At 71.2% G+C, this 25,587-nt stretch carries 18 protein-coding genes and 2 pseudogenes; 6 read left to right on the plus strand and 14 right to left on the minus strand.

Features of this window, described 5'->3' with window-relative positions; translation table 11 throughout:
* The first annotated feature begins 57 nt into the window (after window positions 1-57).
* Window positions 58-1,884 carry a bifunctional sugar phosphate isomerase/epimerase/4-hydroxyphenylpyruvate dioxygenase family protein gene (locus QF030_RS33525; protein ID WP_307166306.1) on the plus strand — a complete coding sequence of 609 codons (1,827 nt, stop codon included), beginning with the start codon at window positions 58-60 and terminating at the stop codon, window positions 1,882-1,884.
* Between the two features lies 1 nt (window position 1,885).
* Here the strand turns inward: QF030_RS33525 and QF030_RS33530 are convergent, their stop codons facing one another.
* Genes QF030_RS33530 through tkt form a run of 8 tightly spaced genes read right to left on the minus strand, consistent with a single transcriptional unit; the run spans window position 1,886 to window position 12,219 of the window.
* Entirely contained in the window at window positions 1,886-3,328 is a 1,443-nt protein-coding gene (locus QF030_RS33530; RefSeq protein ID WP_307166307.1) for a membrane-associated oxidoreductase, read from the minus strand.
* Window positions 3,329-3,370: 42 nt separating this feature from the next.
* Window positions 3,371-3,964, minus strand: coding sequence for a histidine phosphatase family protein (locus QF030_RS33535; RefSeq protein WP_307166308.1), 594 nt, complete (start codon window positions 3,962-3,964; stop codon window positions 3,371-3,373).
* Window positions 3,965-3,972: 8 nt separating this feature from the next.
* Entirely contained in the window at window positions 3,973-4,854 is an 882-nt protein-coding gene (gene gnd / locus QF030_RS33540) for a phosphogluconate dehydrogenase (NAD(+)-dependent, decarboxylating) (protein ID WP_307167780.1), read from the minus strand.
* 18 nt (window positions 4,855-4,872) lie between these two features.
* Window positions 4,873-6,513, minus strand: a complete 1,641-nt coding sequence (pgi, locus tag QF030_RS33545) for a glucose-6-phosphate isomerase (RefSeq protein WP_307166309.1) — start codon at window positions 6,511-6,513, stop codon at window positions 4,873-4,875.
* Window positions 6,506-7,441: a glucose-6-phosphate dehydrogenase assembly protein OpcA gene (gene opcA / locus QF030_RS33550; protein ID WP_307166310.1), complete on the minus strand. Its 936-nt coding sequence runs from the start codon at window positions 7,439-7,441 to the stop codon at window positions 6,506-6,508. Before opcA ends, pgi begins: the two co-directional genes overlap by 8 nt.
* On the minus strand, window positions 7,438-8,982 hold the full coding sequence (gene zwf, locus QF030_RS33555) for a glucose-6-phosphate dehydrogenase (RefSeq protein WP_307166311.1): 1,545 nt from the start codon (window positions 8,980-8,982) through the stop codon (window positions 7,438-7,440). The genes opcA and zwf overlap by 4 nt, the downstream gene beginning before the upstream one ends.
* Window positions 8,979-10,124 (minus strand): transaldolase, encoded by a 1,146-nt coding sequence (gene tal / locus QF030_RS33560; RefSeq protein ID WP_307166312.1) that lies wholly within the window; start codon window positions 10,122-10,124, stop codon window positions 8,979-8,981. The genes zwf and tal overlap by 4 nt, the downstream gene beginning before the upstream one ends.
* Before the next feature lie 19 nt (window positions 10,125-10,143).
* Window positions 10,144-12,219, minus strand: a complete 2,076-nt coding sequence (gene tkt / locus QF030_RS33565) for a transketolase (protein ID WP_307166313.1) — start codon at window positions 12,217-12,219, stop codon at window positions 10,144-10,146.
* Between the two features lie 167 nt (window positions 12,220-12,386).
* On the opposite strand from tkt, the gene QF030_RS33570 reads away from it, so the two are divergent.
* Window positions 12,387-13,289: a helix-turn-helix domain-containing protein gene (locus QF030_RS33570; protein WP_307166314.1), complete on the plus strand. Its 903-nt coding sequence runs from the start codon at window positions 12,387-12,389 to the stop codon at window positions 13,287-13,289.
* Between the two features lie 104 nt (window positions 13,290-13,393).
* Here the strand turns inward: QF030_RS33570 and QF030_RS33575 are convergent.
* The 4 genes and pseudogenes from QF030_RS33575 to QF030_RS33590 form a co-directional block, all read right to left on the minus strand.
* Window positions 13,394-14,784 (minus strand): annotated as a pseudogene (locus QF030_RS33575) (glycoside hydrolase family 16 protein).
* A 175-nt stretch (window positions 14,785-14,959) separates the two neighbouring features.
* Window positions 14,960-16,216: pseudogene (locus QF030_RS33580) on the minus strand (L,D-transpeptidase); the annotation flags it as partial.
* A gap of 408 nt (window positions 16,217-16,624) precedes the next feature.
* The gene (locus QF030_RS33585; protein ID WP_307166315.1) at window positions 16,625-17,404 is read right to left on the minus strand and encodes an IclR family transcriptional regulator; all 780 of its coding nucleotides are present in this window, start codon (window positions 17,402-17,404) and stop codon (window positions 16,625-16,627) included.
* An 18-nt stretch (window positions 17,405-17,422) separates the two neighbouring features.
* Window positions 17,423-17,848 (minus strand): MarR family winged helix-turn-helix transcriptional regulator, encoded by a 426-nt coding sequence (locus tag QF030_RS33590; RefSeq protein ID WP_307166316.1) that lies wholly within the window; start codon window positions 17,846-17,848, stop codon window positions 17,423-17,425.
* Window positions 17,849-18,068: 220 nt separating this feature from the next.
* On the opposite strand from QF030_RS33590, the gene QF030_RS33595 reads away from it, so the two are divergent.
* From QF030_RS33595 to QF030_RS33610, 4 genes are all read left to right on the plus strand, one after another.
* Window positions 18,069-18,986, plus strand: coding sequence for an SDR family NAD(P)-dependent oxidoreductase (locus QF030_RS33595; protein ID WP_307166317.1), 918 nt, complete (start codon window positions 18,069-18,071; stop codon window positions 18,984-18,986).
* Between the two features lie 35 nt (window positions 18,987-19,021).
* A complete protein-coding gene (locus QF030_RS33600; protein ID WP_307167781.1) occupies window positions 19,022-19,897 on the plus strand; it encodes an amidohydrolase family protein in 876 nt (291 codons plus the stop codon).
* 12 nt (window positions 19,898-19,909) lie between these two features.
* Window positions 19,910-21,415 carry an acyl-CoA synthetase gene (locus QF030_RS33605; RefSeq protein WP_307166318.1) on the plus strand — a complete coding sequence of 502 codons (1,506 nt, stop codon included), beginning with the start codon at window positions 19,910-19,912 and terminating at the stop codon, window positions 21,413-21,415.
* 62 nt (window positions 21,416-21,477) lie between these two features.
* On the plus strand, window positions 21,478-21,933 hold the full coding sequence (locus tag QF030_RS33610; RefSeq protein ID WP_307166319.1) for a MaoC family dehydratase: 456 nt from the start codon (window positions 21,478-21,480) through the stop codon (window positions 21,931-21,933).
* Window positions 21,934-22,026: 93 nt separating this feature from the next.
* Here QF030_RS33610 and QF030_RS33615 read toward each other — a convergent pair whose 3' ends face one another.
* Both QF030_RS33615 and QF030_RS33620 read right to left on the minus strand, forming a co-directional pair.
* A complete protein-coding gene (locus QF030_RS33615; RefSeq protein WP_307166320.1) occupies window positions 22,027-23,694 on the minus strand; it encodes a histidinol-phosphatase in 1,668 nt (555 codons plus the stop codon).
* Window positions 23,695-23,714: 20 nt separating this feature from the next.
* Window positions 23,715-25,553 (minus strand): LamG-like jellyroll fold domain-containing protein, encoded by a 1,839-nt coding sequence (locus tag QF030_RS33620; protein ID WP_307166321.1) that lies wholly within the window; start codon window positions 25,551-25,553, stop codon window positions 23,715-23,717.
* Window positions 25,554-25,587: the final 34 nt, after the last annotated feature.

The following is a 25,587-nucleotide window of genomic DNA, read 5'->3' on the forward strand; positions in this document are numbered from 1 at the left end:
GATGTCACGCCCAGCGCCTCTTACGGGGCGCGCCACAGCTTCCGAAGGAGTACGACCGTGCGTACGTCCATAGCCACCGTCTCGCTCAGCGGGTCCCTCACCGAGAAGCTCACGGCCGCCGCCCGGGCCGGGTTCGACGGCGTCGAGATCTTCGAGAACGACCTGCTCACGAGCCCCCTCGCCCCGGAGGAGATCCGCGCCCGCTGCGCCGATCTCGGTCTCACCGTCGATCTCTACCAGCCGATGCGGGACATCGAGGCGGTGCCGGCCGAGGAGTTCGCCCGCAACCTGCGCCGCGCACGGCACAAGTTCGAGGTGATGGACAGGCTCGGCGCGGAGACCGTGCTGGTCTGTTCCAGCGTCTCCCCGCTCGCGGCGGACGACGACGCGCTCGCCGCCGGGCAGCTGAGCGAACTCGCCGACCTGGCACAGGACTTCGGCATCCGCGTCGCCTACGAGGCGCTCGCCTGGGGTCGGCACGTCAGCACCTACGACCACGCCTGGCGCATCGTCGAGGCGGCGGGCCACCCCGCGCTCGGCACCTGCCTGGACAGCTTCCACATCCTGTCCCGGAGCTCCGGTCCGAAGGACCTCGAAGGCATCGGGGCCATCCCCGGCGAGAAGATCTTCTTCCTCCAGCTGGCCGACGCCCCGCTGCTCGGCATGGACGTCCTCCAGTGGAGTCGCCACCACCGCTGCTTCCCCGGTCAGGGTGGCTTCGACGTCGCAGGGCTGGTGAAGCACGTGCTGCGCACCGGTTACGACGGACCGCTCTCGCTCGAGGTCTTCAACGACGTCTTCCGCCAGGCCGAGGCCGGTCCGACGGCCGTGGACGCCCGCCGCTCCCTGCTGATCCTCCAGGAGGAGACCGGCATCCGGGCCCTGCCCGCGCCCGCCGCGCCCACCGGGGTCGCCTTCGCCGAACTGCTCACCCCGGACGCCGAACCCGTCACCGCCCTCCTGTCCGGCCTCGGCTTCGCCCGTACCGCCCGGCACCGCGGCAAGCCGGTCGAGCTGTGGGAGCAGGGCGCGGCCCGCGTCCTCGTCAACACCGGTCCGGCAGCGCTTTCCCCCTCTCGGCTCCGCTCGCGCGCGGGGACTCCCGTCGACGGCACCGTCCTCACCGCGATCGGCCTGGAGTCACCGGACCCGGCGGCGGCCGCCCGCCGCGCCGAGGCGCTGCTCGCCCCCGTCCTGCCCCGCCGTCGCGGCGCCGAGGACGCCCCGCTCGACGCCGTCGCCGCCCCCGACGGCACGGAGCTCTTCCTGTGCGCCACGAACCGGCCCGAACTGCCCGACTGGCGTGCCGACTTCGCGGACGTGCCGCACGCCCCGGCCGCCTCGGGCGCCGTCCGTATCGACCATGTGGCGCTCACCCAGCCCTGGCACCACTTCGACGAGGCGGTCCTCTTCCACCGCGGTGTCCTCGGTCTCGGCGCCCAGGAGAGCGTCGACGTCGCCGACCCCTACGGGCTGCTGCGCAGTCGGGCCGTCGCCAACGCCGACGGCAGCGTCCGGTTCCCGCTCACCGTGGGCGCGGCCCCCGGTGACGACACCGCGCACGCCCGGCACATCGCGCTGGCCGTCGGGGACGTGGTCGCCGCGGCCCGCCGCTTCACCGGGGCCGGCGGACGGCTGCTGCCCATCCCGGCGAACTACTACGACGACCTCGCGGCCCGCTTCGAGTTCGCCGAAGGCGAGCTGGAGATCTACCGGGACCTCGGCATCCTCTACGACCGGGACGCGCACGGTGTCTTCCGGCACTGCTACACGCACACCGTCGGCCGGGTCTTCTTCGAACTCGTCCAGCGCGACGGCGGCTACCAGGGGTACGGCGCCGCCAACGCGCCGGTGCGGCTGGCCGCCCAGCGCGCCGCGCGCTGACCTACTGCCGGCTGACCGTCCTGGTCACGCCGGCGACGACCGTCGTGGCGAGGATCCAGCCGGTCACGATGAGGACGTACGACAGCGTCTGATACCCGTCCCGCGGCGCGAACGCGCTCTCCTGCCCGAAGGAGATCACGGGCAGCAGCAGGTCGAGGGTGTAGAAGACCGGGTTGAAGTCGGGCGCCTCACCCGCCTTGAGCGGCGCCGGATGGTGTCCGGCGTACGTGATCGAGCCGACGGCCAGCAGGGACAGCAGCCAGACGGCCGCGCGCAGCGGGCGGAACCCGTAGCCGACGGCCGCGTCCTGGAGGTGGCCCCACGCCCGCCCGTACCAGGGCAGGGTGCCGCGATGCCGGCGCTGCTTGGCCAGTTGCACCGCCCGGGCCGCCCGGTCGTCGCCGATACGGCGGTAGGCGGCGGTCAGCTGCTCATAGGCGTGCGGGTCGAACGCGCCGTCGTCGCGTTCCAGCATCGGCAACCGGCGCTCGGCGGGCTCGTGCGGGGTCAGGAAGGTGTAGGTGAGATCGAGCAGCCGCACCTGGTCGGGCAGCATCTCCGGTTCCAGCTGGAGCCGGCCCACCTCGGCGCGCCGCAGATTGAGCCGGCCTTCGATCGGGGCGCCCTCGCGCAGCCAGAGCTCCCCGATGACACAGCTGCTGGCCCGCAGCGCGGTGCCGCCCGGGTTGGACAGGGAGGCATGCAGCAGATCCACCCGGCCGGGGATGCGGGAGCCGCGCAGATCGATCCGGCCGTGCGCGCGCAGCCGCCGCCCCAGCAGGTTGGCCCCCACGTCGAGGGACTCCGCGGTCAGCACCTGCGCGCCGGGGTTGTTCAGTTCGGCGTCCTCCAGGTCGATCGAGCCGGTGACGGAGGCCCCGTCGAGCCGGATCAGGCCCTGGGTGCGCAGGCCGCGGGCGCAGAGGTCGTTGTCGATGAACGCCTGGTTGAGCTGGAGGACGGGCTGTGCGGGATCCGCCGCGGTGACCTCCGCGCCGTCGAGGTACAACGCCCCCGAGATCCGCACTCTGCTGAGGTGCACCGGGCCGCCGATCCGGCAGCGGGTCAGCCGCAGCCCTCCGTCGACGCGGGCGTGCGACGCGTCCAGACCGGGCAGCTCGCAGTCGCGCAGGCTGACGTAGGCGAGCTGGGCGCCGACCAGTCGCGGCGCCTCGTCGAAACGGCAGTGGATCAGGCGGACCATGCTGTCGACGACCGCGTTCCGCAGGTCGAGGACGCCGGTGACGCGCGCGCCGACGGCCTTGAGGGCGGCTATCTCGCCCGCCTCACGGGGGCCGTTGAGGAGCAGCGCCCGCAACACCGCGGCCCGTACGGTGCGTTCGGGGCCGTTCGGCTCGCCCTCGCCCCGGAAGTCCACGGTCGCCCCGGTGGCGAAGGCCCGCCGGAGTCGCTCTTCGGCCGGTGTCAGATCGTCGATCTCCATCAGCCGCGACTCTGGCGGGCCTCGCCGAGCGGTGTCAACCGACTATGCCCGTACGTTCCATTCGGCGATCACGGGCCGCCCGTGTTCCGTCGACAGACGGCTGACCGTGCCCGTCGCCAGCTGGAACAACCGGCCCTGTGCGGCCGGGAGCCCGAGCCGACGGGCGGTCAGGACGCGCAGGAAGTGGCCGTGCGCGACCAGTACGGCGTCACCGCCGCGGTTCTGGAGGGCCGCGTCCACCCGCGCCAGCACCCGGTCGGCGCGCCGGCCGATCTCCTCGGGCGACTCGCCGGGACGACCGTCCCGGCCGGGCGGCACGCCGTCGGTCCACAGGTCCCAGTCGGGACGGGTCCGGTGTATCTCGACGGTGGTGATGCCCTCGTAGGCCCCGTAGTCCCACTCGTGCAGGTCGGGTTCGGGTACGGCCCCGGTGACGCCCGCGAGTGCGGCGGTGCGCACCGCGCGCTGCAGCGGGCTGGTCAGGGCCAGGCAGAAGCTCCGGCCGGAGAGGAGCGGAGCGAGCGACTTGGCCTGCCGCTCGCCGAGTTCGGTGAGCGGCAGGTCGGTGAAGCTGGTGTGCTGTCCCGACGCGCTCCACTCCGTCTCCCCGTGACGGACCAGCAGCAGATCCCCCACGGCCGCGCCTACTTCTTCGCCGACTCGACGGCGTGGCCGCCGAACTGGTTGCGCAGCGCCGCGATCATCTTCATCTGCGGCGAGTCCTCCTGGCGGGAGGCGAAGCGGGCGAAGAGGGACGCGGTGATGGCGGGCAGCGGCACGGCGTTGTCGATGGCGGCCTCGACCGTCCACCGGCCCTCGCCGGAGTCCTCCGCGTAGCCGCGCAGCTTGTCGAGGTGCACGTCCTCGTCGAGGGCGTTGACGGCCAGGTCGAGCAGCCAGGACCGGATGACGGTCCCCTCCTGCCAGGACCGGAAGACCTCGCGCACGTTCTCCACCGAGTCCACCTTCTCGAGGAGCTCCCAGCCCTCCGCGTACGCCTGCATCATGGCGTACTCGATGCCGTTGTGGACCATCTTCGAGAAGTGGCCGGCGCCGACCTTGCCCGCGTGGACGTAGCCGTACGGGCCCTCCGGCTTGAGCGCGTCGAAGATCGGCTGCACCTTGGCGACGTGCTCGGCCTCGCCGCCGACCATCAGGGCGTAGCCGTTCTGGAGACCCCAGACGCCGCCGGACACACCGGCGTCGACGAAGCCGATGCCCTTGGCGCCGAGTTCCGCGGCGTGCTTCTCGTCGTCCGTCCAGCGGGAGTTGCCTCCGTCGACGACCGTGTCGCCGGGCTGGAGCAGGCCGCCGAGCTCGTCGATGACGGACTGGGTGGCGGGGCCGGCCGGGACCATCACCCAGACGGTGCGCGGCGCTTCGAGCTTGTCGACGAGTTCGGCCAGACCGCTGACGTCGGAGACCTCGGGATTGCGGTCGTAGCCGATGACGGTGTGGCCCGCGCGGCGGATGCGCTCGCGCATGTTGCCGCCCATCTTGCCCAGACCGATCAGGCCCAGCTGCATCGATGTCATGTCAGTTCACTACTTCCTGAGTTCGCGGTAGGCGGCGACGAGAGCGGCGGTGGAGGGATCGAGGCCGGGCACCTCGGCACCCTCGGTGAGGGCGGGTTCGACGCGCTTGGCGAGCACCTTGCCGAGCTCCACGCCCCACTGGTCGAAGGAGTCGATGTCCCACACGGCGCCCTGCACGAACACCTTGTGCTCGTAGAGGGCGATGAGCTGACCCAGGACCGAGGGGGTCAGCTCGGGGCTGAGGATCGTGGTGGTGGGGTGGTTGCCCTGGAAGGTGCGGGGCGCCACCTGCTCCTCGGGCACGCCCTCCGAGCGGACCTCCTCGGCGGTCTTGCCGAAGGCGAGGGCCTGCCCCTGCGCGAACAGGTTCGCCATCAGCAGGTCGTGCTGGGAGGCGAGTTCGCCGCTCAGCTCGTCGAGCGGACGGGCGAAGCCGATCAGGTCGGCGGGGATCAGCCTGGTGCCCTGATGGATCAACTGGTAGTAGGCGTGCTGTCCGTTGGTGCCGGGAGTGCCCCACACCACCGGCCCGGTCTGCCACTGCACGGGCCGTCCCGCGCGGTCCACCGACTTGCCGTTGGACTCCATGTCGAGCTGCTGGAGGTAGGCGGTGAACTTGGACAGGTAGTGGCTGTAGGGGAGCACGGCGTGCGACTGCGCGTCGAAGAAGTTGCCGTACCAGATGCCCAACAGGCCCAGGATCAGCGGCGCGTTGGACTCGGCGGGCGCGGTGCGGAAGTGGTCGTCGACGATCCTGAACCCGTCGAGCAGCTCACGGAACCGCTCCGGGCCGATGGCGATCATCAGCGACAGCCCGATCGCCGAGTCGAAGGAGTAGCGTCCGCCGACCCAGTCCCAGAACTCGAACATGTTGGCCGTGTCGATGCCGAAGTCCGCGACCTTCTCGGCGTTCGTGGACAGCGCGACGAAGTGCTTCGCGACCGCCTTCTCGTCGCCGTCCAGCCCCTTCAGGAGCCAGGTGCGGGCCGAGGTGGCGTTGGTGATCGTCTCGATCGTGGTGAAGGTCTTGGAGGCGACGATGAACAGCGTCTCGGCGGGGTCCAGGCCGTGGACCGCCTCGTGGAGGTCGGCGCCGTCGACGTTGGAGACGAACCGGAAGGTCAGCGAGCGGTCCGTGTACGCCCGCAGCGCCTCGTAGGCCATCGCGGGCCCCAGGTCGGAGCCGCCGATGCCGATGTTGACGACATTGCGGATACGGCGGCCCGTGTGACCGGTCCACTCACCGGAGCGCACCCGCTCGGCGAAACCGCTCATCCTGCCCAGCACGGCGTGGACCTGGGGGACGACGTTCTCGCCGTCGACCTCGACGACGGCGTCCGCGGGGGCCCGCAGCGCGGTGTGCAGGACCGCGCGGCCCTCGGTGATGTTGATCCTCTCGCCGCGGAACATGGCGTCGCGCAGCCCGAACACGTCGGTGGCCGCGGCGAGTTCGCGCAGCAGGGCGAGGGTCTCGTCGGTGACCAGGTTCTTGGAGTAGTCGATGCGCAGGTCGCCGACGCGCACGACGTACCGCTCCGCGCGCTGCGGGTCCGCCGCGAACAGCTCCCGCAGGTGCTTCTGCCACCGGGCGCGGTGGTCCTTCAGTGCGGTCCACTCGGGCCGCTGGTCGAGCCGGGGGGTGTCAGACATGGGCGGGAGTCTCCTTGGTGCCCTCGCCCCGCAGGGCGACGGCGTACATCTCGTCCGCGTCGAGGCGCCTGAGCTCCTCGGCGATCAGTTCGGAGGTGGCGCGGACCTTCAGCGCGAGAGTGCGCGAGGGCTGGCCGGGCAGCGTGAGCGTGGCGAGCGGGCCCTCGGGGCGGTCGATGACGATCTCGCCGTTCGCGGTGCCGAGCCGGACGGCCGTGACGACGGGGCCCGCGGTGACGACCCGGTCGACCGTGACGTGCAGCCGGGCCTCCAGCCAGCGCGCGAGCAGCTCGGCGCTGGGGTTGTCGGCCTCGCTCTCGACGGCCGCCGAGATGATCGGCACCTGGGCCTGGTCCAGGGCCGCCGCGAGCATCGAGCGCCACGGGGTGAGCCGGGTCCAGGAGAGGTCGGTGTCGCCGGGCGCGTACGACTTCACGCGCGCCGCCAGGGCCGTCAGGGGCCGCTCGACGGCGTACATGTCGGTGATCCTGCGCTGCGCGAGGGCGCCCAGCGGGTCCTTGGCGGGGTGCACCGGCGCGTCCACCGGCCACCACACGACGACCGGCGCGTCCGGCAGCAGCAGCGGCAGGACGACGGAGTCGGCGTGCTCGGACACCTCGCCGTACGTCCGCAGGATGACCGTCTCGCCGGTGCCCGCGTCGGCGCCCACGCGTACCTCGGCGTCGAGACGGGCGTTGGTGCGGTCGCGCGGGCTGCGGGCGTGCCGCTTGATGACGACCAGGGTGCGCGAGGGGTGCTCGTGCGAGGCCTCCTCGGCCGCCTTGATCGAGTCGTAGGCGTTCTCCTCGTCCGTGACGATGACCATCGTCAGGACCATGCCCACGGCCGGTGTGCCGATGGCGCGGCGACCCCGCACCAACGCCTTGTTGATCTTGCTTGCCGTGGTGTCGGTCAGGTCGATCTTCATGGCCTGCGCCAGCTCCGTCCGTCTCGTGCGAGCATCTCGTCGGCTTCCTCGGGTCCCCAGCTTCCCGAGGCGTACTGCGCCGGCCTGCCGTGCCGCGCCCAGTACTCCTCGATCGGGTCGAGGATCTTCCAGGACTCTTCCACTTCCTGGTGGCGGGGGAACAGGTTGGCGTCCCCGAGCAGCACGTCCAGGATGAGGCGCTCGTACGCCTCCGGGCTGGACTCCGTGAAGGACTCGCCGTAGGCGAAGTCCATCGTGACGTCCCGGATCTCCATCGAGGTGCCCGGCACCTTGGAGCCGAACCGCACCGTGATGCCCTCGTCCGGCTGGACGCGGATGACGATGGCGTTCTGGCCGAGCTCCTCGGTCGCGGTGGAGTCGAAGGGGGAGTGGGGAGCGCGCTGGAAGACCACCGCGATCTCGGTGACCCGGCGGCCGAGCCGCTTGCCGGTGCGCAGGTAGAACGGCACGCCCGCCCAGCGGCGGTTGTCGACGTTCAGCTTCACGGCGGCGTACGTGTCCGTCGTGGAGGCCGGGTCGATGCCGTCCTCCTCCAGGTAGCCGCTCACCCTCGCACCGCCCTGCCAGGCGCCCGCGTACTGCCCCCGCACCGTGTGCTTGCCCAGCTCGTCGGGCAGCTTCACCGCCCTGAGCACCTTGAGCTTCTCGGTGAGCAGCGCGTTCGCGTCGAAGGCGGCGGGCTCCTCCATCGCGGTGAGGGCCATGAGCTGGAGCAGATGGTTCTGGATGACGTCACGGGCGGCGCCGATGCCGTCGTAGTAGCCGGCCCGGCCGCCGATGCCGATGTCCTCGGCCATGGTGATCTGCACGTGGTCGACGTACGACCGGTTCCAGATCGGCTCGAACATGGTGTTGGCGAAGCGCAGCGCCAGGATGTTCTGGACGGTCTCCTTGCCCAGGTAGTGGTCGATGCGGAAGACCTGGTCCGGCTCGAACACGTCGTGCACGACCGTGTTCAGTTCCCGCGCGCTGGCCAGGTCGTGCCCGAACGGCTTCTCGATGACGGCCCGCCGCCAGGAGCCCTCCGGCCCCTTCGCCAGCCCGTGCTTCTTGAGCTGCTCGACGACCTTGGGGAAGAACTTCGGCGGTACGGAGAGGTAGAAGGCGAAGTTGCCGCCCGTGCCGCGGGAGGAGTCCAGCTCCTCGACGGCGTCCCGCAGCTGCTTGAACGCCGTGTCGTCGTCGAAGTCGCCGGGGACGAACCGCATGCCCTCGGCCAGCTGCTGCCAGACCTCCTCGCGGAACGGGGTCCGCGAGTGCTCACGCACGGCGTCGTGGACGACCTGCGCGAAGTCCTGGTCCTCCCAGTCGCGGCGGGCGAAGCCCACGAGCGAGAAGCCCGGCGGGAGCAGACCGCGGTTGGCGAGGTCGTAGACCGCCGGCATGAGCTTCTTGCGGGACAGGTCTCCGGTCACGCCGAAGATGACGAGGCCGGAAGGGCCCGCGATACGGGGCAGGCGCCGGTCACGGGCGTCCCTCAGGGGATTCTCCCAGGCCGCGCCGAGACTGCTGGTGCTCATTCCGCGTCAACTCCCTTGCTCATCAACGACTTCGTGACCGCGTCCAGAAGGTCCTGCCACGCCACCGCGAACTTGGCGACACCCTCGTCCTCCAAACGGGTGACCACCTCGTCGTAAGAGATGCCGAGCGCCTCGATGGCGTCGAGGTCGGCTCGCGCCCGGGCGTAGCCGCCGGTGACCGTGTCACCGGTGATGTCACCGTGGTCGGCGGTGGCGTTCAGCGTGGCCTCGGGCATGGTGTTGACCGTGCCCGGTGCGACCAGATCGTCCACATACAGCGTGTCCTTGTAGGCAGGATCCTTCACACCGGTGGATGCCCACAGCGGACGCTGCCTGTTCGCCCCGGCCGCGGCGAGCGCGGTCCAGCGGTCACCCGCGAAGATCTCCTCGTACGCCTGGTAGGCCAGCCGGGCGTTGGCGAGCGCCGCCCTCCCCTTCAGCGTGCGGGCCGTGTCGGTGCCGAGCACGGTCAGCCGCTTGTCGATCTCGGAGTCCACCCGGGAGACGAAGAACGAGGCCACCGAGTGGATCGTGGAGAGGTCCAGGCCCCTGGCCGCGGCCTTCTCCAGGCCCGCCAGGTAGGCGTCGACGACCTCGCGGTAGCGCTCCAGCGAGAAGATCAGCGTGACGTTGACACTGATCCCGAGGCCGATGACCTCGGTGATCGCCGGGAGACCGGCCCGCGTCGCCGGGATCTTGATCATGACGTTGGGGCGGTCGACCAGCCAGGCGAGCTGCTTGGCCTCGGCGATGGTGGCGGCCGTGTGATGGGCCAGCCGGGGGTCGACCTCGATGGAGACCCGGCCGTCCCGACCGCCCGTCGCGGTGTATACGGAATGCAGGATATCGGCTGCGGCCCGCACATCCGCGGTCGTCATCATCCGGACGGCCTCGTCGACCGTGACGCCGCGCACCGCCAGGTCGGCGAGCTGCTCCTCGTACCCTTCCCCGGAGCCGATCGCCGCCTGGAAGATGGACGGGTTGGTGGTGACGCCGACGACGTGCTTCGTCGCGACGAGCTCGGCGAGGTTGCCGGAGGCGATCCGCTTGCGTGACAGGTCGTCCAGCCAGACGGAGACGCCCTCGTTCGACAGGCGCTCCAGTGCTCCCGCGGTCGCGGTTGCTTCGGTCACTTCGATCATCTTCTTTCTGGCGGTCGGATCAACCGCGCGCGGCGGAGAGTGATTCCCGGGCCGCTGCGGCCACGTTCTCGGCGGTGAAGCCGTATGCGGTGAACAGGGTCTGCGCGTCGGCGGAGGCGCCGAAGTGCTCGAGGGAGACGATGCGTCCGGCGTCCCCGACGAACCGGTGCCAGGTGAGGCCGATGCCCGCCTCCACCGCGACGCGGGCCTTCACCGACGGCGGCAGGACGCGGTCGCGGTACTCGCGCGGCTGCTCCTCGAACCACTCCACGGACGGCATCGACACCACCCGGACGCCGGTTCCCTCGGCCTCGAGCGCCTCGCGCGCGGCCACGGCCAGCTGCACCTCGGAGCCGGTGGCGAGGAGGACGACCTCGGGAGTGGCGGTCGAGGACTCCACCAGGACGTACCCGCCCTTCGCGGCGTCCGGGTCCGGCGTGTACGTCGGCACGCCCTGCCGGGTGAGCACCAGACCGTGCGGGGCCGGCCGGGTGGCGTGCCGCTTGAGGATCTCGGCCCAGGCGATCGCCGTCTCGTTGGCGTCGGCCGGCCGTACGACGTTCAGGCCCGGGATCGCGCGCAGCGAGGCCAGGTGCTCCACCGGCTGGTGGGTGGGGCCGTCCTCGCCGAGGCCGATGGAGTCGTGCGTCCACACGTACGTCACCGGCAGCTGCATCAGCGCCGACATCCGCACGGCGTTGCGCATGTAGTCGGAGAACACCAGGAAGGTGCCGCCGTAGATGCGGGTGTTGCCGTGCAGCGCGATGCCGTTCATCTCGGCGGCCATCGAGAACTCGCGGATACCGAAGTGGACGGTACGGCCGTACGGGCTCGCCTCGGGCAGCGGGTTGCCCTCGGGGAGGAACGAGGAGGTCTTGTCGATCGTCGTGTTGTTGGAACCCGCGAGGTCGGCGGAGCCGCCCCACAGCTCGGGCAGGACCGCCCCGAGCGCCTGGAGCACCTTGCCGGAGGCGGCCCGGGTCGCGACCGCCTTGCCGGGCTCGAACACCGGCAGCGCGTCCTCCCAGCCCTCGGGCAGCTGGCCCGCGAGGACCCGGTCGAACAGCTGGGCGCGCCCGGGGTCGGCGTCGCGCCACTTCGCCAGCTCCCGGTCCCAGGCCGCGTGGGCCTCGGCGCCCCGGTCGAGGGCGGCGCGGGTGTGCGCGAGGACCTCGTCGGAGACCTCGAAGCCGCGCTCCGGGTCGAAGCCGAGGAGACGCTTGGTGGCGGCGATCTCCTCCGCGCCGAGAGCCGAGCCGTGGGAGGCCTCGGTGTTGCGGGCGTTCGGCGCGGGCCAGGCGATGATCGTGCGCAGCGAGATGATCGAGGGGCGCCCGGTCTCGGCCTGCGCCGCCTTCAGGGCCGCGTACAGGGCGGGGACGTCGACGTCGCCGTCCTCGGTCGGCTCGACGCGCTGGGTGTGCCAGCCGTAGGCCTCGTACCGCTTCAGCACGTCCTCGGAGAAGGCGGTGGCGGTGTCGCCCTCGATGGAGATGTGGTTGTCGTCGTAGACGAAGACGAGGTTGCCGAGCTTCTGGTGGCCGGCGAGGGAGGAGGCCTCGGCGGAGACGCCCTCCTCCAGGTCGCCGTCGGAGACGATGCCCCAGACGGTGTGGTCGAACGGCGACTCGCCCTGCGGGGCGTCGGGGTCGAACAGGCCGCGCTCGTAGCGGGCCGCCATCGCCATGCCGACGGCGTTGGCGACGCCCTGGCCGAGCGGTCCGGTGGTGGTCTCGACCCCGGCGGTGTGGCCGTACTCGGGATGACCGGGCGTCTTCGAGCCGTGCGTACGGAAGCGCTTGACGTCGTCCAGCTCCAGCTCGTAGCCGGCGAGGAAGAGCTGGGTGTACAGCGTCAGTGAGGTGTGGCCGGGGGACAGGACGAAGCGGTCACGACCCGTCCACTCGGGGTCCGCCGGGTCGTGTCGCATCACCTTCTGAAAGATCGTGTACGCGACGGGCGCCAAGCTCATGGCGGTTCCGGGGTGGCCGTTGCCCACCTGCTGTACGGCATCCGCCGCCAGGAGACGCGCGGTGTCGACGGCACGCCGGTCACGTTCGGTCCACTCGAAGCCGTTCGGCGTCTGCATGCTCATCTTCAAGAAGTCCTCGATAGGAGCGGGGTCGGCTGCCTGATGTGTTCAAACCTAAAAGTCTGACTTTTAAGGGGGAAGGTCTTCCTGTGTCAGCCTGTGGTGAAAGTGGGACACCCGCGGGCGACACATGAGCCCGCCGGGCGGCAACTGGGCGGCATGAGACGGACATGGTGGACACACGTACCCAAGACGGCGCCGGTGAGGGCATCACGACCTTCCCCTTTCCCGTCGAACTCAGCGTCGGCGGCGTCGGCATGCAGGTGGGCCCGATGGGCGCGGGCCGCCCCTGGCGCACCGACGCGCCGCTGGACCGGGTGCACCGCATCGACTTCCACGTGGTGATGCTCTTCGACGACGGCCCCGTCCGCCACATGATCGACTTCGCCGAACACGAGGCGGCGGCCGGCGACGTGCTGTGGATCCGCCCGGGCCAGGTCCACCGTTTCTCGAAGTCGAGCGAGTACCGCGGAACGGTCCTGACCATGCAGCCCGGCTTTCTGCCGCGCGCCACCGTCGAGGCCGCGGGGCTGTACCGCTACGACCTGCCGCCGCTGCTGCACCCGGACGCGCCGCAGCTCGCGGGCCTGCGCGCGGCGCTGGCGTATCTGCGGGGGGAGTACGACGACGGGGGCGCCGGCGGCACGCTGCCCCTGAGTCTGCACACGGCGGTGCTGCGGCACTCCCTCACCGCGTTCCTGCTGCGGCTGGCGCACCTGGCGGCGAGCAGCGCGGAGGCGGCACGCGGCCAGGCCGACACCACGTTCACGCTCTTCCGGGACGCCGTGGAGCGGGACTTCGCCACCAACCACAGCGTCAGCGCCTACGCCGACGCGCTCGGCTACTCCCGCCGCACCCTGGTGCGCGCGGTCCGCGCCGCCACCGGCGAGACGCCGAAGGGCTTCATCGACAAGCGGGTCGTCCTGGAGGCGAAGCGGCTCCTGGCCCATACGGACCTGCCGATCGGCCGGGTGGGGGCGGCGGTGGGCTTTCCCGACCCGGCGAACTTCTCCAGGTACTTCCAACTGCACACGGGGAACACCCCGGTGGCCTTCCGCGCGGAACTGCGCTGAGGCGACCGGGGTGCGCTCCGACCGGCGGGGAACGGGTCGCGCACGCGGCGCCGGGAGCCGACCCGTACACGGAGGTCGGCCGCCCGGCGCCGCGTGGCCGTCGATCAGTGGCCGAAGGAGATCCAGTTGACGTTCACGAAGTCCGCCGGCTGGCCGCTGGTGAAGGTCAGATAGACGTCGTGGGTGCCGGTGACGGCGCTGATGTTCGCCGGGACCGTCCGCCACGACTGCCAGCCGCCGGTGTTGGCCAGCGCGAAGCTGCCGACAGGTGTGGCGGTACGGCTGTCCAGGCGCACCTCGACCAGTCCGCTGACTCCGCCGGCCGCCCCGCTCGCGACCCGTGCGCGGAACTGGGTCGCCGCCGTCGAACCGAAGGTGACGCCCTTGTAGAGCGCGTAGTCGCCGTTCGCGAGCGCGCCGATGTTCTGGCCGCCGCCCGTGTCCGTGGTCGTCTCGGTGATCGTGCCGGATTGGCTGTCGTACGACTCGGCCTGGATCGTGCCGTAGGCGTCACGGCTGCCGGACGGCGGGGGCGTGGTACCGCTCCCACCGCCCGCGGCCTGGAGCACCTGCACGTAGTCCACCACCATCGGGTGGCCCGGCTCGGTGTCGCCGTCCAGCCCGCCGCCGAAGGCGTCCGGGAAACCGCCGCCCATCGCGACGTTCAGGATCACGAAGTAGCCGTGGTTGGTGGCGTTGGTCCAGGTCGTCGCGTCCACCTGGCCGGCGGTGACGGTGTGGTAGTTGACGCCGTCGACGTAGAACCGGATCGCCTCGGGGGACACCGAGCGGTCCCATTCCATCGAGTACGTGTGGAAGCCGGACTGGCAGGTCGTGTTGGGACACGCGACGGAGTTGCCGATGCCGGTGGTCTCGTTGCACGGGCCGCCCGGGTTGGTGCCGCAGTGCATCGTCGACCAGACCTTGTTCAGCCCTGGACGTTCTCCATGATGTCCAGCTCGCCGACCCCGGGCCAGTTCTGGTAGTTGCCCCGGTAGGGCGAGCCGAGCGCCCAGAACGCGGGCCAGTAGCCCTCGGCCGCGGTGCCGGTCACGTTCGGCATCTGGATCCGGGCCTCGACCCTCAACTTGCCGCCGGACGGCGGCTGGAAGTCGGTGCGGGTGGTCTCGATGCGGCCCGAGGTCCAGGCGCCCGCCGAGTTGCGCAGCGGGGTGATGCGCAGATTGCCGTTGCCGTCGAGTGAGACGTTGCTGGTGCTGTTGGTCATCGTCTCGACCTCGCCGGTGCCCCAGTTGGCGGGCCCGCCGGGGTAGGAAGTACCGGTGCTGTACTGCCAGTTGGAGGTGTTCACCCCGGTGCCCGCGGCGCCGGTGAAGTCGTCGAGGAAGACCTGCGTCCAGCCGCTCGGGGGCGTGGGCGCCGAGGCGTTCGCGGGCAGGGTGACGGCCGCCGCGGCGGCGGCCGCCAGGCCGAGGGTGCTGAGCACGGCGACGAGCGCGCGTCGCCGTCTGGGTATGCCGGAGGTTGCGCTCATGGGAGGGGTGCCTCTCGGGTACGGAGTGATGGGCGCGGGTGTCTTCGAAAGCCTTTGAGAGCGCTCTCAAAGTGGGCCCAATGTGCTCTCCGACCCGGAGGCCGTCAAGACTTAAAGCAAGGAAACTCCTTCCAGGGCAGGGAAGTTCACGGCTTGAACCACGCAAACGTGCTAAAAGCGCGCTGCCCGACTTCCAGTCGCTCCAGGAGAGGTTCCAGCCGTTGAGGCCGTTCGCCGCGTCGACGGTCCGCTCGCCCGAGTTCTCGACGACCACCACGTCGCCGAGCATCGAACTCGCGTAGAACTCGTAGCCCGCGACGGAGCTGTCGTTCGCGCCCTTGGCGTCGTGCAGGCCGACGCAGCCGTGGCTGGTGTTCTGGTTGCCGAATATCGACGTCGAGGCCCAGTAGTTGCCGTGGATGAAGGTGCCGGAGGTGGTCAGGCGCTGGGCGTGCGGGACGTCGGAGATGTCGTACTCGTCGCCGAGGCCGACGGTGGAGGACTCCATCCGGGTCTGCTTGAACCGCTCGCTGATCACCATGATCCCGGACCAGGTGGTGTGGTCGGAGTCGCCGCCGGAGACGGGATAGGTGGCGAGGGTCGCCCCGTCCCGCTCGACCGTCATCTTCTTGCCGGACAGGTCCACGGTGCTGATCTGCGCGCGGCCGATGTGGAACGTGACGTCCTTCGACTGCACACCGTAGACACCCTTCGATCCCTCGACGTCCTTCAACCGCAGACCGAGGGTGATCGTCGTCCCGGCCGCCCAGTACGTCTTCGGCCGGAAGTCCAGCCGGGTGTCGCTGAACCAGTGTCCGACGACCTCCACTGCGGGATCGGCGGTCACCGTGATCGCCTTCTCGACGGCGGCCTTGTCGGACACGGCGTGCGAGAAGTTGATCGAGACCGGCATGCCCACGCCGGAGGTGGAGCCGGCCTCGGGGGTGAAGTAGCCGACGAAGGTCTCGCCCGGGGACCTGGTGGTGAACGTGGCCGTCTGTGCGGCGGCGCCCTCCGCCCGGGCGGTGACCGTGTACTTCGTCCCGGAGTACGGGTCGGCCGTGGACGTCCAGGTGGTCCCGGCGTCGTCGAGGGAGCCCGCGAGCGTCGAGCCGTCGTTGCCCGTCACCTTCACGGAGGCGAGAGTGCCGTCGGTCACGGTGACCTCGACAGGGCTGGTGAAGGCCGCCTTCCTGGTGCCGTCGGCGGGGGTGACCGAGATCACCGGCTGCTTGGCGGCCGGTGAGGCGTTCGTGGACGCGGGACCCGACGTTGCGGTCCTGGCCGTCGTGTTCTCCGAGGCGTCCGCCGACCCGGAGCTGCACCCGGTCAGCGCGACCGCAGGGACGGCCCCGAGCACGCCCAGGATCCCGCGCCGGGACCAGCCCTCCGGCTGCTGTTCCGACCGGTTCGATATGTGCGACACGCCCACGGCACGCCTTCCTGAGTTGTCCACCTTTGCGCGTGCATCCTGCGCCTCGTACATGGGGCGATCCTGTGAATCACCGGGTGACAACCTGAGATTCCTGTGAGGACGACCTGAGTGCCGCCGCCGTCCGCCGGGGCGGCGTCTCCCGGCCCCGTGCGTCGGTGGCGGCACCGGATCGCCGCAGGAAACAGCGCGCGGGCTCGTCGGCGGGGGATCGGCGTCGGCACCGTCCAGTGGACCGGTGGACCGGTCTCCGTCACGAAGACGCAGTCCACCCGGTGGGCTCCCCGGGTCGCCCGCCGGGTGCCGCGCGCGGATCGCCGTCCGCGTCCGCACCCGTCCGCAGGTTCCGACTCGCCGGGCGCACGGCCGCTACGGCCTCGCGAGCCGGCGACCGCGTGGTGCGGGAAGTCACCCGGGGCGGCCCTCCGGCTGCCAGCCCAGGGCCCGGGAGATGCCGCGCGCAGCGAGGCGTACGGCCGGTGCCAGCACCGGTACCTGCGCGTCGGCGTACGGGACGACGACCGACACCGCGGCGGTCACCGCACCGCCCGGTCCGCGCACCGGGGCGGCCACCGACAGGGCGTCCTCGGTCACCTGACGACTGCTCACCGCGACCCCGCAGCGACGGACTTCGGCCAGCACCCGGCGCAACCGCACCGCATCGGTGATGGTGTGGGCGGTGTAGGAGGCCAACGGCGCCGAGCAGTAGGCCTCTTGGAGTCCGATGTCGCCGTGCGCCAGCAGCGCGAGCCCCACGCCGGTGACGTGCAGCGGCCAGCGGGCGCCCACCCGGATGTGCACACCGACGGCCGAACGCCCGGACAGCCACTCGGTGTAGACGACCTCGGAGCCGTCCCGCACCGCCAACTGGACGTTCTCGTGCGTGGCTTCGTAGAGGTCCTCCAGGAACGGCAGCGCCACCTGCCGCAGCGCCAGACCGCGCGGCGCCAGCGCCGCGACCTCCCACAGCCGCAGCCCCACGTGATACGCGCCGGACGGGTCCCGCTCCAGGGCGCCCCACTCGGTCAGAGCGCTGACCAGCCGGTGCGCGGTGGTGAGGGTCAGGCCGGCGCGGCGGCTGATGTCGGTCAGGGAGAGCGCGGGGTGCGTGTGGTCGAACGCGGCGAGCACGGCCAGCAGCCGGCCGGGCGCGGAGCGGGCGGTCACGCCGAGGGCGCCCTGGTCCATCCGGTACTCCTCACGGCGTCAGGTGAGTCCGTCCTCGGCGATCCGCCGAAGCAGGGTGTGCAGCGTCTCGCGTTCGGCCGGGTCGAGGGGCGCCAGCAGGTCGTCCGTCACCCGCAGGCCGGCCTCCTCGGTGCCGCGCAGGAACGCGCGGCCGTCCCGGGTGAGGGCGACGATCCGGCTGCGGCGGTCGTCGGGTGCCGGCCGGCGCTCGGCGAAGCCCAGCTTCTCCAGGTCGTCGACGAGGCCGACGATCGCGCTCGGGTCGTAGCCGAGCCGTGCGCTCAGCTCCCGCTGCAGGGCGCCCTCCGCGGTGGCCAGGAAGCGCAGCACGGCGTAGTGGCGCAGCCGTACCCCGGACTCCTGGAGAAACGTGTTGAACAACTGACCCGAGCGCAGTCCCAGGCGGTACAGCAGGTAACCCGTGTCCGCGTGCAGCCCGCGCATCCACGGCTCGTCCGCGTCGATCGGGGCGGTGCTACTGGCGTTGTCCTGGCGGGCGATGGCGGGCTCCCTGGGCTAGGTCCCCTTCCGGGGGTGGTTCTCCGTACAGATTCCAGCATGACGCACCCGTAGGACGACAACAACTATTGACGACAACAATTATTGCTCTTAGCTTCGATCTCGTAGTCAGCACCCCGCGCACCCCATGTGAAGGGACACCGTCGTGCCCAGCATCGATCTCACCGGCAAGGTCGCCGTCGTCACCGGCAGCGGCCGGGGCCTCGGCCTCGCCTACGCCCATGCCCTGGCCGCCCGCGGCGCGTCCGTGGTCGTCAACGACGTCGACGAGGCCGTGGCCGAGCAGGCCGTGAAGTCAATCGTCGCGGCCGGGGGCACGGCGGTCGCCGAGGTGGTCCCGGTCGGCACGACGGCGGCCGCCGACCGGCTGGTGAACCGTGCCGTGCAGGAGTTCGGCCGGCTCGACGTCCTGGTCACCAACGCGGGCATCCTGCGCGACAGGGTGCTGTGGAAGATGACCGACGACGACTTCGACGCGGTGATCGCCACCCACCTCAAGGGCACCTTCACCTGCGCCCGGGCCGCCGCCGTAAGGATGCGCGAGCAGGGCGAGGGCGGCACGCTGATCCTCGTCGGCTCACCGGCCGGTCAGCGGGGCAACTTCGGCCAGACGAACTACGCGGCCGCCAAGGCCGGCATCGCCGCCTTCGCCCGTACCTGGTCCATGGAGCTGGGCCGCGCGGGCATCACCGTCAACGCGATCGTCCCGGTCGCCGCGACCGCGATGACCGAGACGATCCCCGCCTTCGCGCCGTACGTCGAGGCGCTGAAGAACGGCGAGCCGTTCCCGGACTTCCTGCGCAAGGGCGAGGGCTTCGGCACCCCCGAGGACTGCGCGGCCCTGGTGCCCTTCCTGGCGTCCGAGGCCGCCCGGGGGATCACCGGCCAGGCCATCGGCATCGGCGGCGACAAGGTGGCACTCTGGTCGCATCCGCAGGAGATCCGCGCGGCCTACGCCGACGGCGGCTGGACGCCCGAGACCCTGGCCGACGCCTTCCCCACCTCGGTCGGTGCCGAACTCCAGACGGTCGGCATCCCGGCCCCCACGTTCCCGGAGGCGTGATGAGCCCCGCCACGACCCCCGCCGCGGCCCCCTCCATGAAGGTCGAGGAACTGGTCGCCATCGACGTCCACACCCACGCCGAGGTGTCCTCCAGGGGTCACTCCTCGCTCGACGACGACCTGCACGCCGCCTCCTCCGCCTACTTCGGGGTCGAGGGCGAACGGAAGCCCACCCTGGAGGAGACGGCCCGCTACTACCGTGAGCGGAGGATGGCCGCGGTGATCTTCACGGTGGACGCCGAGTCCGCCACCGGCACGGCGCCGGTCCCGAACGAGGAGGTCGCCGAGGCCGCCGCCGCGAACGCCGACGTCCTCATCCCCTTCGCCTCCATCGACCCCTTCCGGGGGAGGGCGGGCGTGAAGCAGGCCCGGCGCCTGGTCGAGGAGTACGGGGTGAAGGGCTTCAAGTTCCACCCCAGCATCCAGGGCTTCTTCCCCAACGACCGCTCGGTGGCGTACGACCTGTACGAGGTGATCGAGGAGACGGGCACCATCGCCCTGTTCCACACCGGTCAGACGGGCATCGGCGCCGGAGTGCCGGGCGGCGGCGGGATCAGGCTCAAGTACTCCAACCCGCTGCACGTGGACGACGTGGCGGCCGACTTCCCGCACCTCAAGATCATCCTGGCGCATCCGTCCTTTCCCTGGCAGGACGAGGCACTCGCCGTCGCCACGCACAAGCCGGGCGTGCACATCGACCTGTCCGGCTGGTCGCCGAAGTACTTCCCGCCGCAGCTCGTCCAGTACGCCAACACGCTGCTGAAGGACAAGGTCCTCTTCGGCTCCGACTTCCCCGTCCTCACCCCCGACCGCTGGCTCGCCGACTTCGACAAGCTGACGATCAAGGACGAGGTGAAGCCGAAGATCCTCAAGGAGAACGCCGCCCGTCTGCTCGGGCTGACGACACCGTAAGGGGCGTGGAAGATGCGCAACGAGGGACTGGGGTCGTGGCCCGCACGCCGGGCCCGCAAGACCCCGCACCGCACGGCCCTGGTCCACGGTGAGCAGTCGACGGACTATCGCACACTGCATACACGCACCATGCGCCTGGCCCACGCCCTGCGCTCCCGTGGCGTGCGGCGCGGTGACCGCATCGCCTACCTCGGCCCCAACCACCCCTCCTACCTCGAGACCCTGTTCGCCGCCGGCGCCCTCGGCGCGGTGTTCGTCCCCCTCAACACCCGTCTCGCCGGGCCCGAGATCGCCTACCAGCTCGCCGACTCCGGCGCCAAGGCGCTCGTCTACGGTCCCTCGCACGCGGGACCGGTCGCCGGACTGCCCGGAAACACGGACGTCCGGACGTACCTCGAGGTCGGCCCCGAGTACGAGGGGGAGCTCGCCGCCGCCTCCGAGGAGCCGATCGACACGCCGGTCACCCCCGACGACACCTGCATCATCATGTACACCTCGGGCACGACCGGCCGCCCCAAGGGCGCCATGCTCACGCACGGCAACCTCACCTGGAACGCGGTCAACGTCCTCGTCGACACCGATCTGACCGCCGACGAACGCGCCCTGGTCTCCGCGCCGTTGTTCCACACGGCCGGCCTGAACATGCTGACGCTGCCGGTGCTCCTCAAGGGCGGCTGCTGCGTCCTGGTCGAGGCCTTCGACCCGGAGGCCACCTTCGCCCTGATCGAGCGGCACCGGATCACCTTCATGTTCGGCGTGCCGACGATGTTCGAGCAGGTGGCCAGGCACCCGCGCTGGGCGGACGCCGATCTGTCCAGTCTGCGGATCCTGACCTGCGGCGGTTCCCCGGTGCCGACGCCGCTGATCGCCGCCTACCAGGAACGCGGGCTCACCTTCCTCCAGGGCTACGGCATGACCGAGGCGTCCCCCGGCACGCTGTTCCTGGACGCCGAGCACTCCGTCAGCAAGGCGGGTTCGGCCGGAGTCCCGCACTTCTTCAGCGACGTACGCGTCCTGCGACCCGACCTCACACCCGTCGAGGTCGGCGAGACCGGAGAGGTCGTCGTCCGCGGTCCGCACGTGATGCCCGGCTACTGGGGGCTGCCCGAGGAGACGGCCGCCTCCTTCGCCGACGGCTGGTTCCGCAGCGGGGACGCGGCCCGGGTCGACGAGGACGGGTACGTGCACATCGTCGACCGCATCAAGGACATGATCATCTCGGGCGGGGAGAACATCTACCCCGCCGAGATCGAGGACCTGCTCCTGGGCCACCCCGACATCGTGGAGTGCGCGGTCATCGGCGTGTCCGACGACAAGTGGGGCGAGGTGCCGCGCGCGGTCGTCGTGCCGCGCGAGGGCGCTTCGCTTGACCCCGACGAGGTGCTCGCCTCGCTGTCCGGGCGGCTCGCCAAGTACAAGATCCCCAAGTCGGTGGTGGTGGCGGACGAACTCCCGCGCACCGCCTCCGGAAAGCTTCTGAAGTCGCGGGTGCGCTCCCGGTTCGGCACCGGCTCCTGAGCGACTCCCGTGAGCGACACCCTGTGAACGTCTCCCGCCACATCACCTGTGAGGAACGGCATATGAGCATCACCGTCAACGGTCTCGACGAGCTGAAGAAGCTGGCCGGGAGCGACCTGGGCACCAGCGAGTGGATCGAGGTCGCCCAGCAGCGCATCGACACGTTCGCGGACGCCACCGGGGACCACCAGTGGATCCACGTGGATCCGGAGCGGGCGGCCGCCGGGCCCTTCGGAGCGCCGATCGCCCACGGGTACCTGACACTCTCCCTGTTCATCCCGCTCTTCACCGGGCTGCTGGACGTCCAGGGCGTCACGACGAAGGTCAACTACGGGCTGAACAAGGTGAGGTTCCCCTCGCCGGTGAAGGTCGGTTCGCGGATCCGCCTGGTCGCCGGGCTGACCGAGGTCGAGGAGGTGCCGGGCGGGGTGCAGATCACCGTCGACGGGGCGATCGAGATCGAGGGCGCCGCGAAGCCCGCGGCCGTGCTGCAGAGCCTGTCGCGCTTCTACGCGTGAGCGTGTTCCCCGGAACGCCGTAGGGCTCGACGTCACGGGGAACCGCGGGCCGGTGGCGACCGGTCCCGCGGTTCCCTACGCCCTCGGGGCGTCTCAGCTCACGACGTCCACGAAGACGGGGTTGGAGTAGAACCAGGTGTCGGCCCACGGATCACCGTTGCCCGGCTCGTGCGGGACAGGGCCGTGCGGATCCACGGAAGCGCCCAGGTAACCGGTTCCGTTCCGGTTGCCGTCGCTGCCGCGCAGGCGGAGGTAGCAGGACTCGTCGCCCACCGCGACCGGGACGCGCAGGGTGTAGGTCCCTCTGCGGCCGCTCACGTCCGTCGTGCGGACGACCTTCGTGTCGGGCGCCCGCCAGGTGTCGCGGTCGGACACCGCCCCGCGCACCGCGCCACGGATCACGTCCACGTGTGCCAACCGCGGCAGGATCCCCTGGGGATTGGGGCGCGACGCGCTGGTGACGGTGATCTCCAGCATGAGCTTCTCGCCCTTGCGCACCCGGAGCCGGCCGCCGAGCGTGACGCCCCGGCCGTCGCCGTGCTCCCGCCGCAGCCTGACCTCCAGGCCGTCGAGCAGATGCCCGTGGTCCAGCCAGACCCGGCCCTCCCGCAGCCCCGTCATCACCGCGCGGTAGCCGTAGCGGGTCACTCCGACGTGGGTCCGGCTGAACTGCCCCGGCCAGAAGTCGCTGCCGGGCTGCGGGGTGTCGGTGTTCACCGGGTCCGGCAGCCTGCCGGTGTCGTCGAAGTTCGCTCCGGCGGGCCAGTCGCCGTTCTTCCAGGTGTCGAAGACGGTCCGGTGGTTGTCGGAGTTGGTGGTGACCGAGAAGAGCCGGCCCTCGGCCAGCATCGAGTCCCACAGGCCGCCCACGGTCGCCGTGGCCCAGTCGAAGCCGCCGTAGGTGACAAAGGCGTCGGCCGGATAGCCCGCCCAGGACTGCGCGGACGGCTTGTTCTCGTACTCGCCGCGGATGGACGCGGCACCGCGCAGGCCGGGGATCGCCGCGCCCTGGGCGCCCGGCGCGCCTTCCATGCCGACCATGATCTCGGGCGCCGCGTCGCGCCAGTCGCGCAGTTCGTGCGGGGAGTCGATACCGAGGCGCAACGGGTGGTTGGCGAGGACGAGGACGTCGTCGACGTAGCCGCTGCGGCGCTGCTCGGCCAGCCATCGGACGGCCTTGACGGCGTGCGCCTCGTTGCGGGCGGTGTCGGCCGCGCCCGCGGCGCCCTCGGTGTAGCCGAGTAGCTTGCCGTCGTAGGTGAGCTCGAACCGCGTGAGCAGCTCGGCCTCGTGCGGGCCGGGGGCGGCGAACACCGTGCAGTGCTCGGCGGCCGGGATGTACCACTCCAGGCCCTGGAAGATCAGCTGGCGCGGGTTCGCGGCGCGGGCCTTCAGGATCTCCTGGTGCTCCAGCGCGGCACCGTGCGAGGCGTGCCCGAAGTTGGAGTGCTCGTTGAACACCATCCAGTCGAGGCCGTACCGGGCGGCGGCCCCGGCCTGCTGGGAGAACGTGTACTTCGCGTCGTGGCTGTAGACGGAGTGCACGTGGTGGTCGCCCACCAGATAGGCGAGACGCGGGTCCTCGCCGCCGTGGCCCCGGCCGCCGGCGGCGACGGCCGGAGTGGCCGCACCGCCGAGAGCGAACGTGGCGCCGAAGAGGCCGGCACGGCGCAGGAGTCCACGCCGCGACACGCCCTGGGCGTCGAGAGCGGCGGGCGGGACGGACGGATCGGCCCAGGAGGGCAGCTGCTGCTCGGTCACGGTGATCCTCGTCGAGGGAGTCAGTGGTTCATGAAGGAGCTGACGGGCAGCGCCCGCGAGACGATCCGGACATCGCCGAGGCGGCCGTGCAGGATCTGGTCGATCCGTCCGCCGTACTCGTAGCCGCCGAGCAGCCACGGCAGCCCGACGGAGGTGATGCCGACGGCCGCCGCCGTCGGGTTGCGCACCACGGGGCAGCCCTCGACGTACAGCGTGGTGCGCCTGCCGTCGTTGACGACCGCGAGGTGCCACCAGGTCTCCAGCGGGGTCTCCTGGCCCCAGTTGGTGGCGATGCCCTCCTGGTTCAGCGGACGCATCGCCCACTGCGGCTCCCGGTCGTCCGACAGGGAGAGGGTGGCGAGCGGCTCGTCGGGATCGTCGCCGGTCCTGCCCGCGGCGCCGCCCGTTCCGGTCCGGCCCACCAGTCCCGACCAGGCATGGTGCGAGGGGTCCCAGTCGGCGGGGAGCCGGTAGAACGCCTCGATGGTGTAACCGGTCCCGAAGGTGGCCGAGTTGAGCGGGGCGCCGTCGACCGTGCGCAGGTAGGCGCCCTTCAGCGGGGACTTGTACCCCTGGAACTCCAGGCTGCCGTGGCCGGGCTGGTCGGGGTGGTGGTCGGAGGACCAGGTCAGGACACCCCCGCCCACCGTGACGAGAGCGAGGTCGTTGCCGCGTCCGGACAGGTCGCGGACGGTGCCGCCGACCGCCGTACCGTCGTCGTGGCCGTCGAACCGCCAGTAGGCGACCGTGTCGCGCACCAGCATCCCCGACGCGGGACGGGCAGCACGCGCGGGCGCCGGGTCGAACCCCGCGAAGCGCTCGGCGAAGTCGATGCCGACCGTGAACCGGTCGGCGTCGCCGCTCAGTTCGCTCTCCTGCCGCTCCAGCTCGTTGAGCCCCTTCGCGGCCCGGCCGAGGATCCACGGGGAGACCGTCTCCACGTCGATGACGTTCCGGTCGAGGTCGAAGCGGTAGAGGCGGATCATCGCCGCGCCGCCGAAGTACCGGTTCTGATAGTTCGTCAGGTGCAGGTGGACCTCATGCCCGGCCGCGTTCTCGCGCGTGGCCCGGCCGGCGGGCCAGTAGTGACCGTTGAGGGTGAGGAAGATCTGGTCGTGGTCCTCGATCAGCCGGTCCCACAGCTGCTGCCCGTACGCCGACAGGGAGTCGTCCCCGACGACCAGTTCGTGCGTGGTCAGGACGACCGGTGTCCTCGGGTGCCGGGCCAGGACGTCGGCAGCCCAGGCGTACCCCTTCTCCGACAGCCGCCAGTCCAGCGCGAGCACCATCCACTCCCGGCCGCCGGCCCGGAACAGGTGGAAGGTGTTGTAGCCGTCGGGTGAGGCCCCGCCGAAGGTCGGCCTGCCCTGGAAGCGCTGCGGGCCGAAGGCGTCCAGGTACGGGGTCGCGCCGCGCTGGTCGGTCGTCGACGCTCTCACGTCGTGGTTGCCGGCCAGCACGCTGTAGCCGATCCCGCGCCGGTCGAGCAGCCCGAACGCCTCGCTGATCGCGCCGACTTCGTCCTTCGCCCCGTTCTGGGTGAGGTCGCCGAGGTGGGACAGGAACACGAGGTTGTCGTGCGCGCCCTGGTCGAGGAGGTGGCGCAGGGACGCCTCGACCGGTGCCCTGTCGATGCTCGGGCCGTCGAAGAGGTACTGCGTGTCGGGCATGACGGCCAGAGTGAAACGGCGGCTCTCGGGGTCCGGTCGCCACGTGGCGGAGGTCGCCTCGGCGGTGGCCGGCAGCGCGAGCCCGGCCGTGGCGGCCGCGCCGAGCAGCGCGGTGGCCCGGAGGAAACCGCGTCTTCCGGCACCGGCCCGCGCGGCCTCGCCCTGTTCGTGGGCATGCGAAGTACACACGTGTGCTCCGTAGGTAGGTCCGTTGCGGAGAACG

Source organism: Streptomyces rishiriensis, assembly GCF_030815485.1.
GTDB lineage: Bacteria > Actinomycetota > Actinomycetes > Streptomycetales > Streptomycetaceae > Streptomyces > Streptomyces rishiriensis_A.

Coding starts and splice junctions, on each gene's coding strand:
- QF030_RS33590 (WP_307166316.1), bottom strand. CDS start 17,848: ATGCGCGGGCTGCACGCGGACACGGGTTACCTGCTGTACCGCCTGGGA.
- tkt (WP_307166313.1), bottom strand. CDS start 12,219: ATGAGCATGCAGACGCCGAACGGCTTCGAGTGGACCGAACGTGACCGG.
- pgi (WP_307166309.1), bottom strand. CDS start 6,513: ATGTCTGACACCCCCCGGCTCGACCAGCGGCCCGAGTGGACCGCACTG.
- QF030_RS33585 (WP_307166315.1), bottom strand. CDS start 17,404: ATGGACCAGGGCGCCCTCGGCGTGACCGCCCGCTCCGCGCCCGGCCGG.
- gnd (WP_307167780.1), bottom strand. CDS start 4,854: ATGCAGCTGGGCCTGATCGGTCTGGGCAAGATGGGCGGCAACATGCGC.
- QF030_RS33570 (WP_307166314.1), top strand. CDS start 12,387: ATGGTGGACACACGTACCCAAGACGGCGCCGGTGAGGGCATCACGACC.
- QF030_RS33530 (WP_307166307.1), bottom strand. CDS start 3,328: ATGGAGATCGACGATCTGACACCGGCCGAAGAGCGACTCCGGCGGGCC.
- QF030_RS33610 (WP_307166319.1), top strand. CDS start 21,478: ATGAGCATCACCGTCAACGGTCTCGACGAGCTGAAGAAGCTGGCCGGG.
- tal (WP_307166312.1), bottom strand. CDS start 10,124: ATGATCGAAGTGACCGAAGCAACCGCGACCGCGGGAGCACTGGAGCGC.
- zwf (WP_307166311.1), bottom strand. CDS start 8,982: ATGAGCACCAGCAGTCTCGGCGCGGCCTGGGAGAATCCCCTGAGGGAC.
- QF030_RS33600 (WP_307167781.1), top strand. CDS start 19,022: ATGAAGGTCGAGGAACTGGTCGCCATCGACGTCCACACCCACGCCGAG.
- QF030_RS33605 (WP_307166318.1), top strand. CDS start 19,910: ATGCGCAACGAGGGACTGGGGTCGTGGCCCGCACGCCGGGCCCGCAAG.
- opcA (WP_307166310.1), bottom strand. CDS start 7,441: ATGAAGATCGACCTGACCGACACCACGGCAAGCAAGATCAACAAGGCG.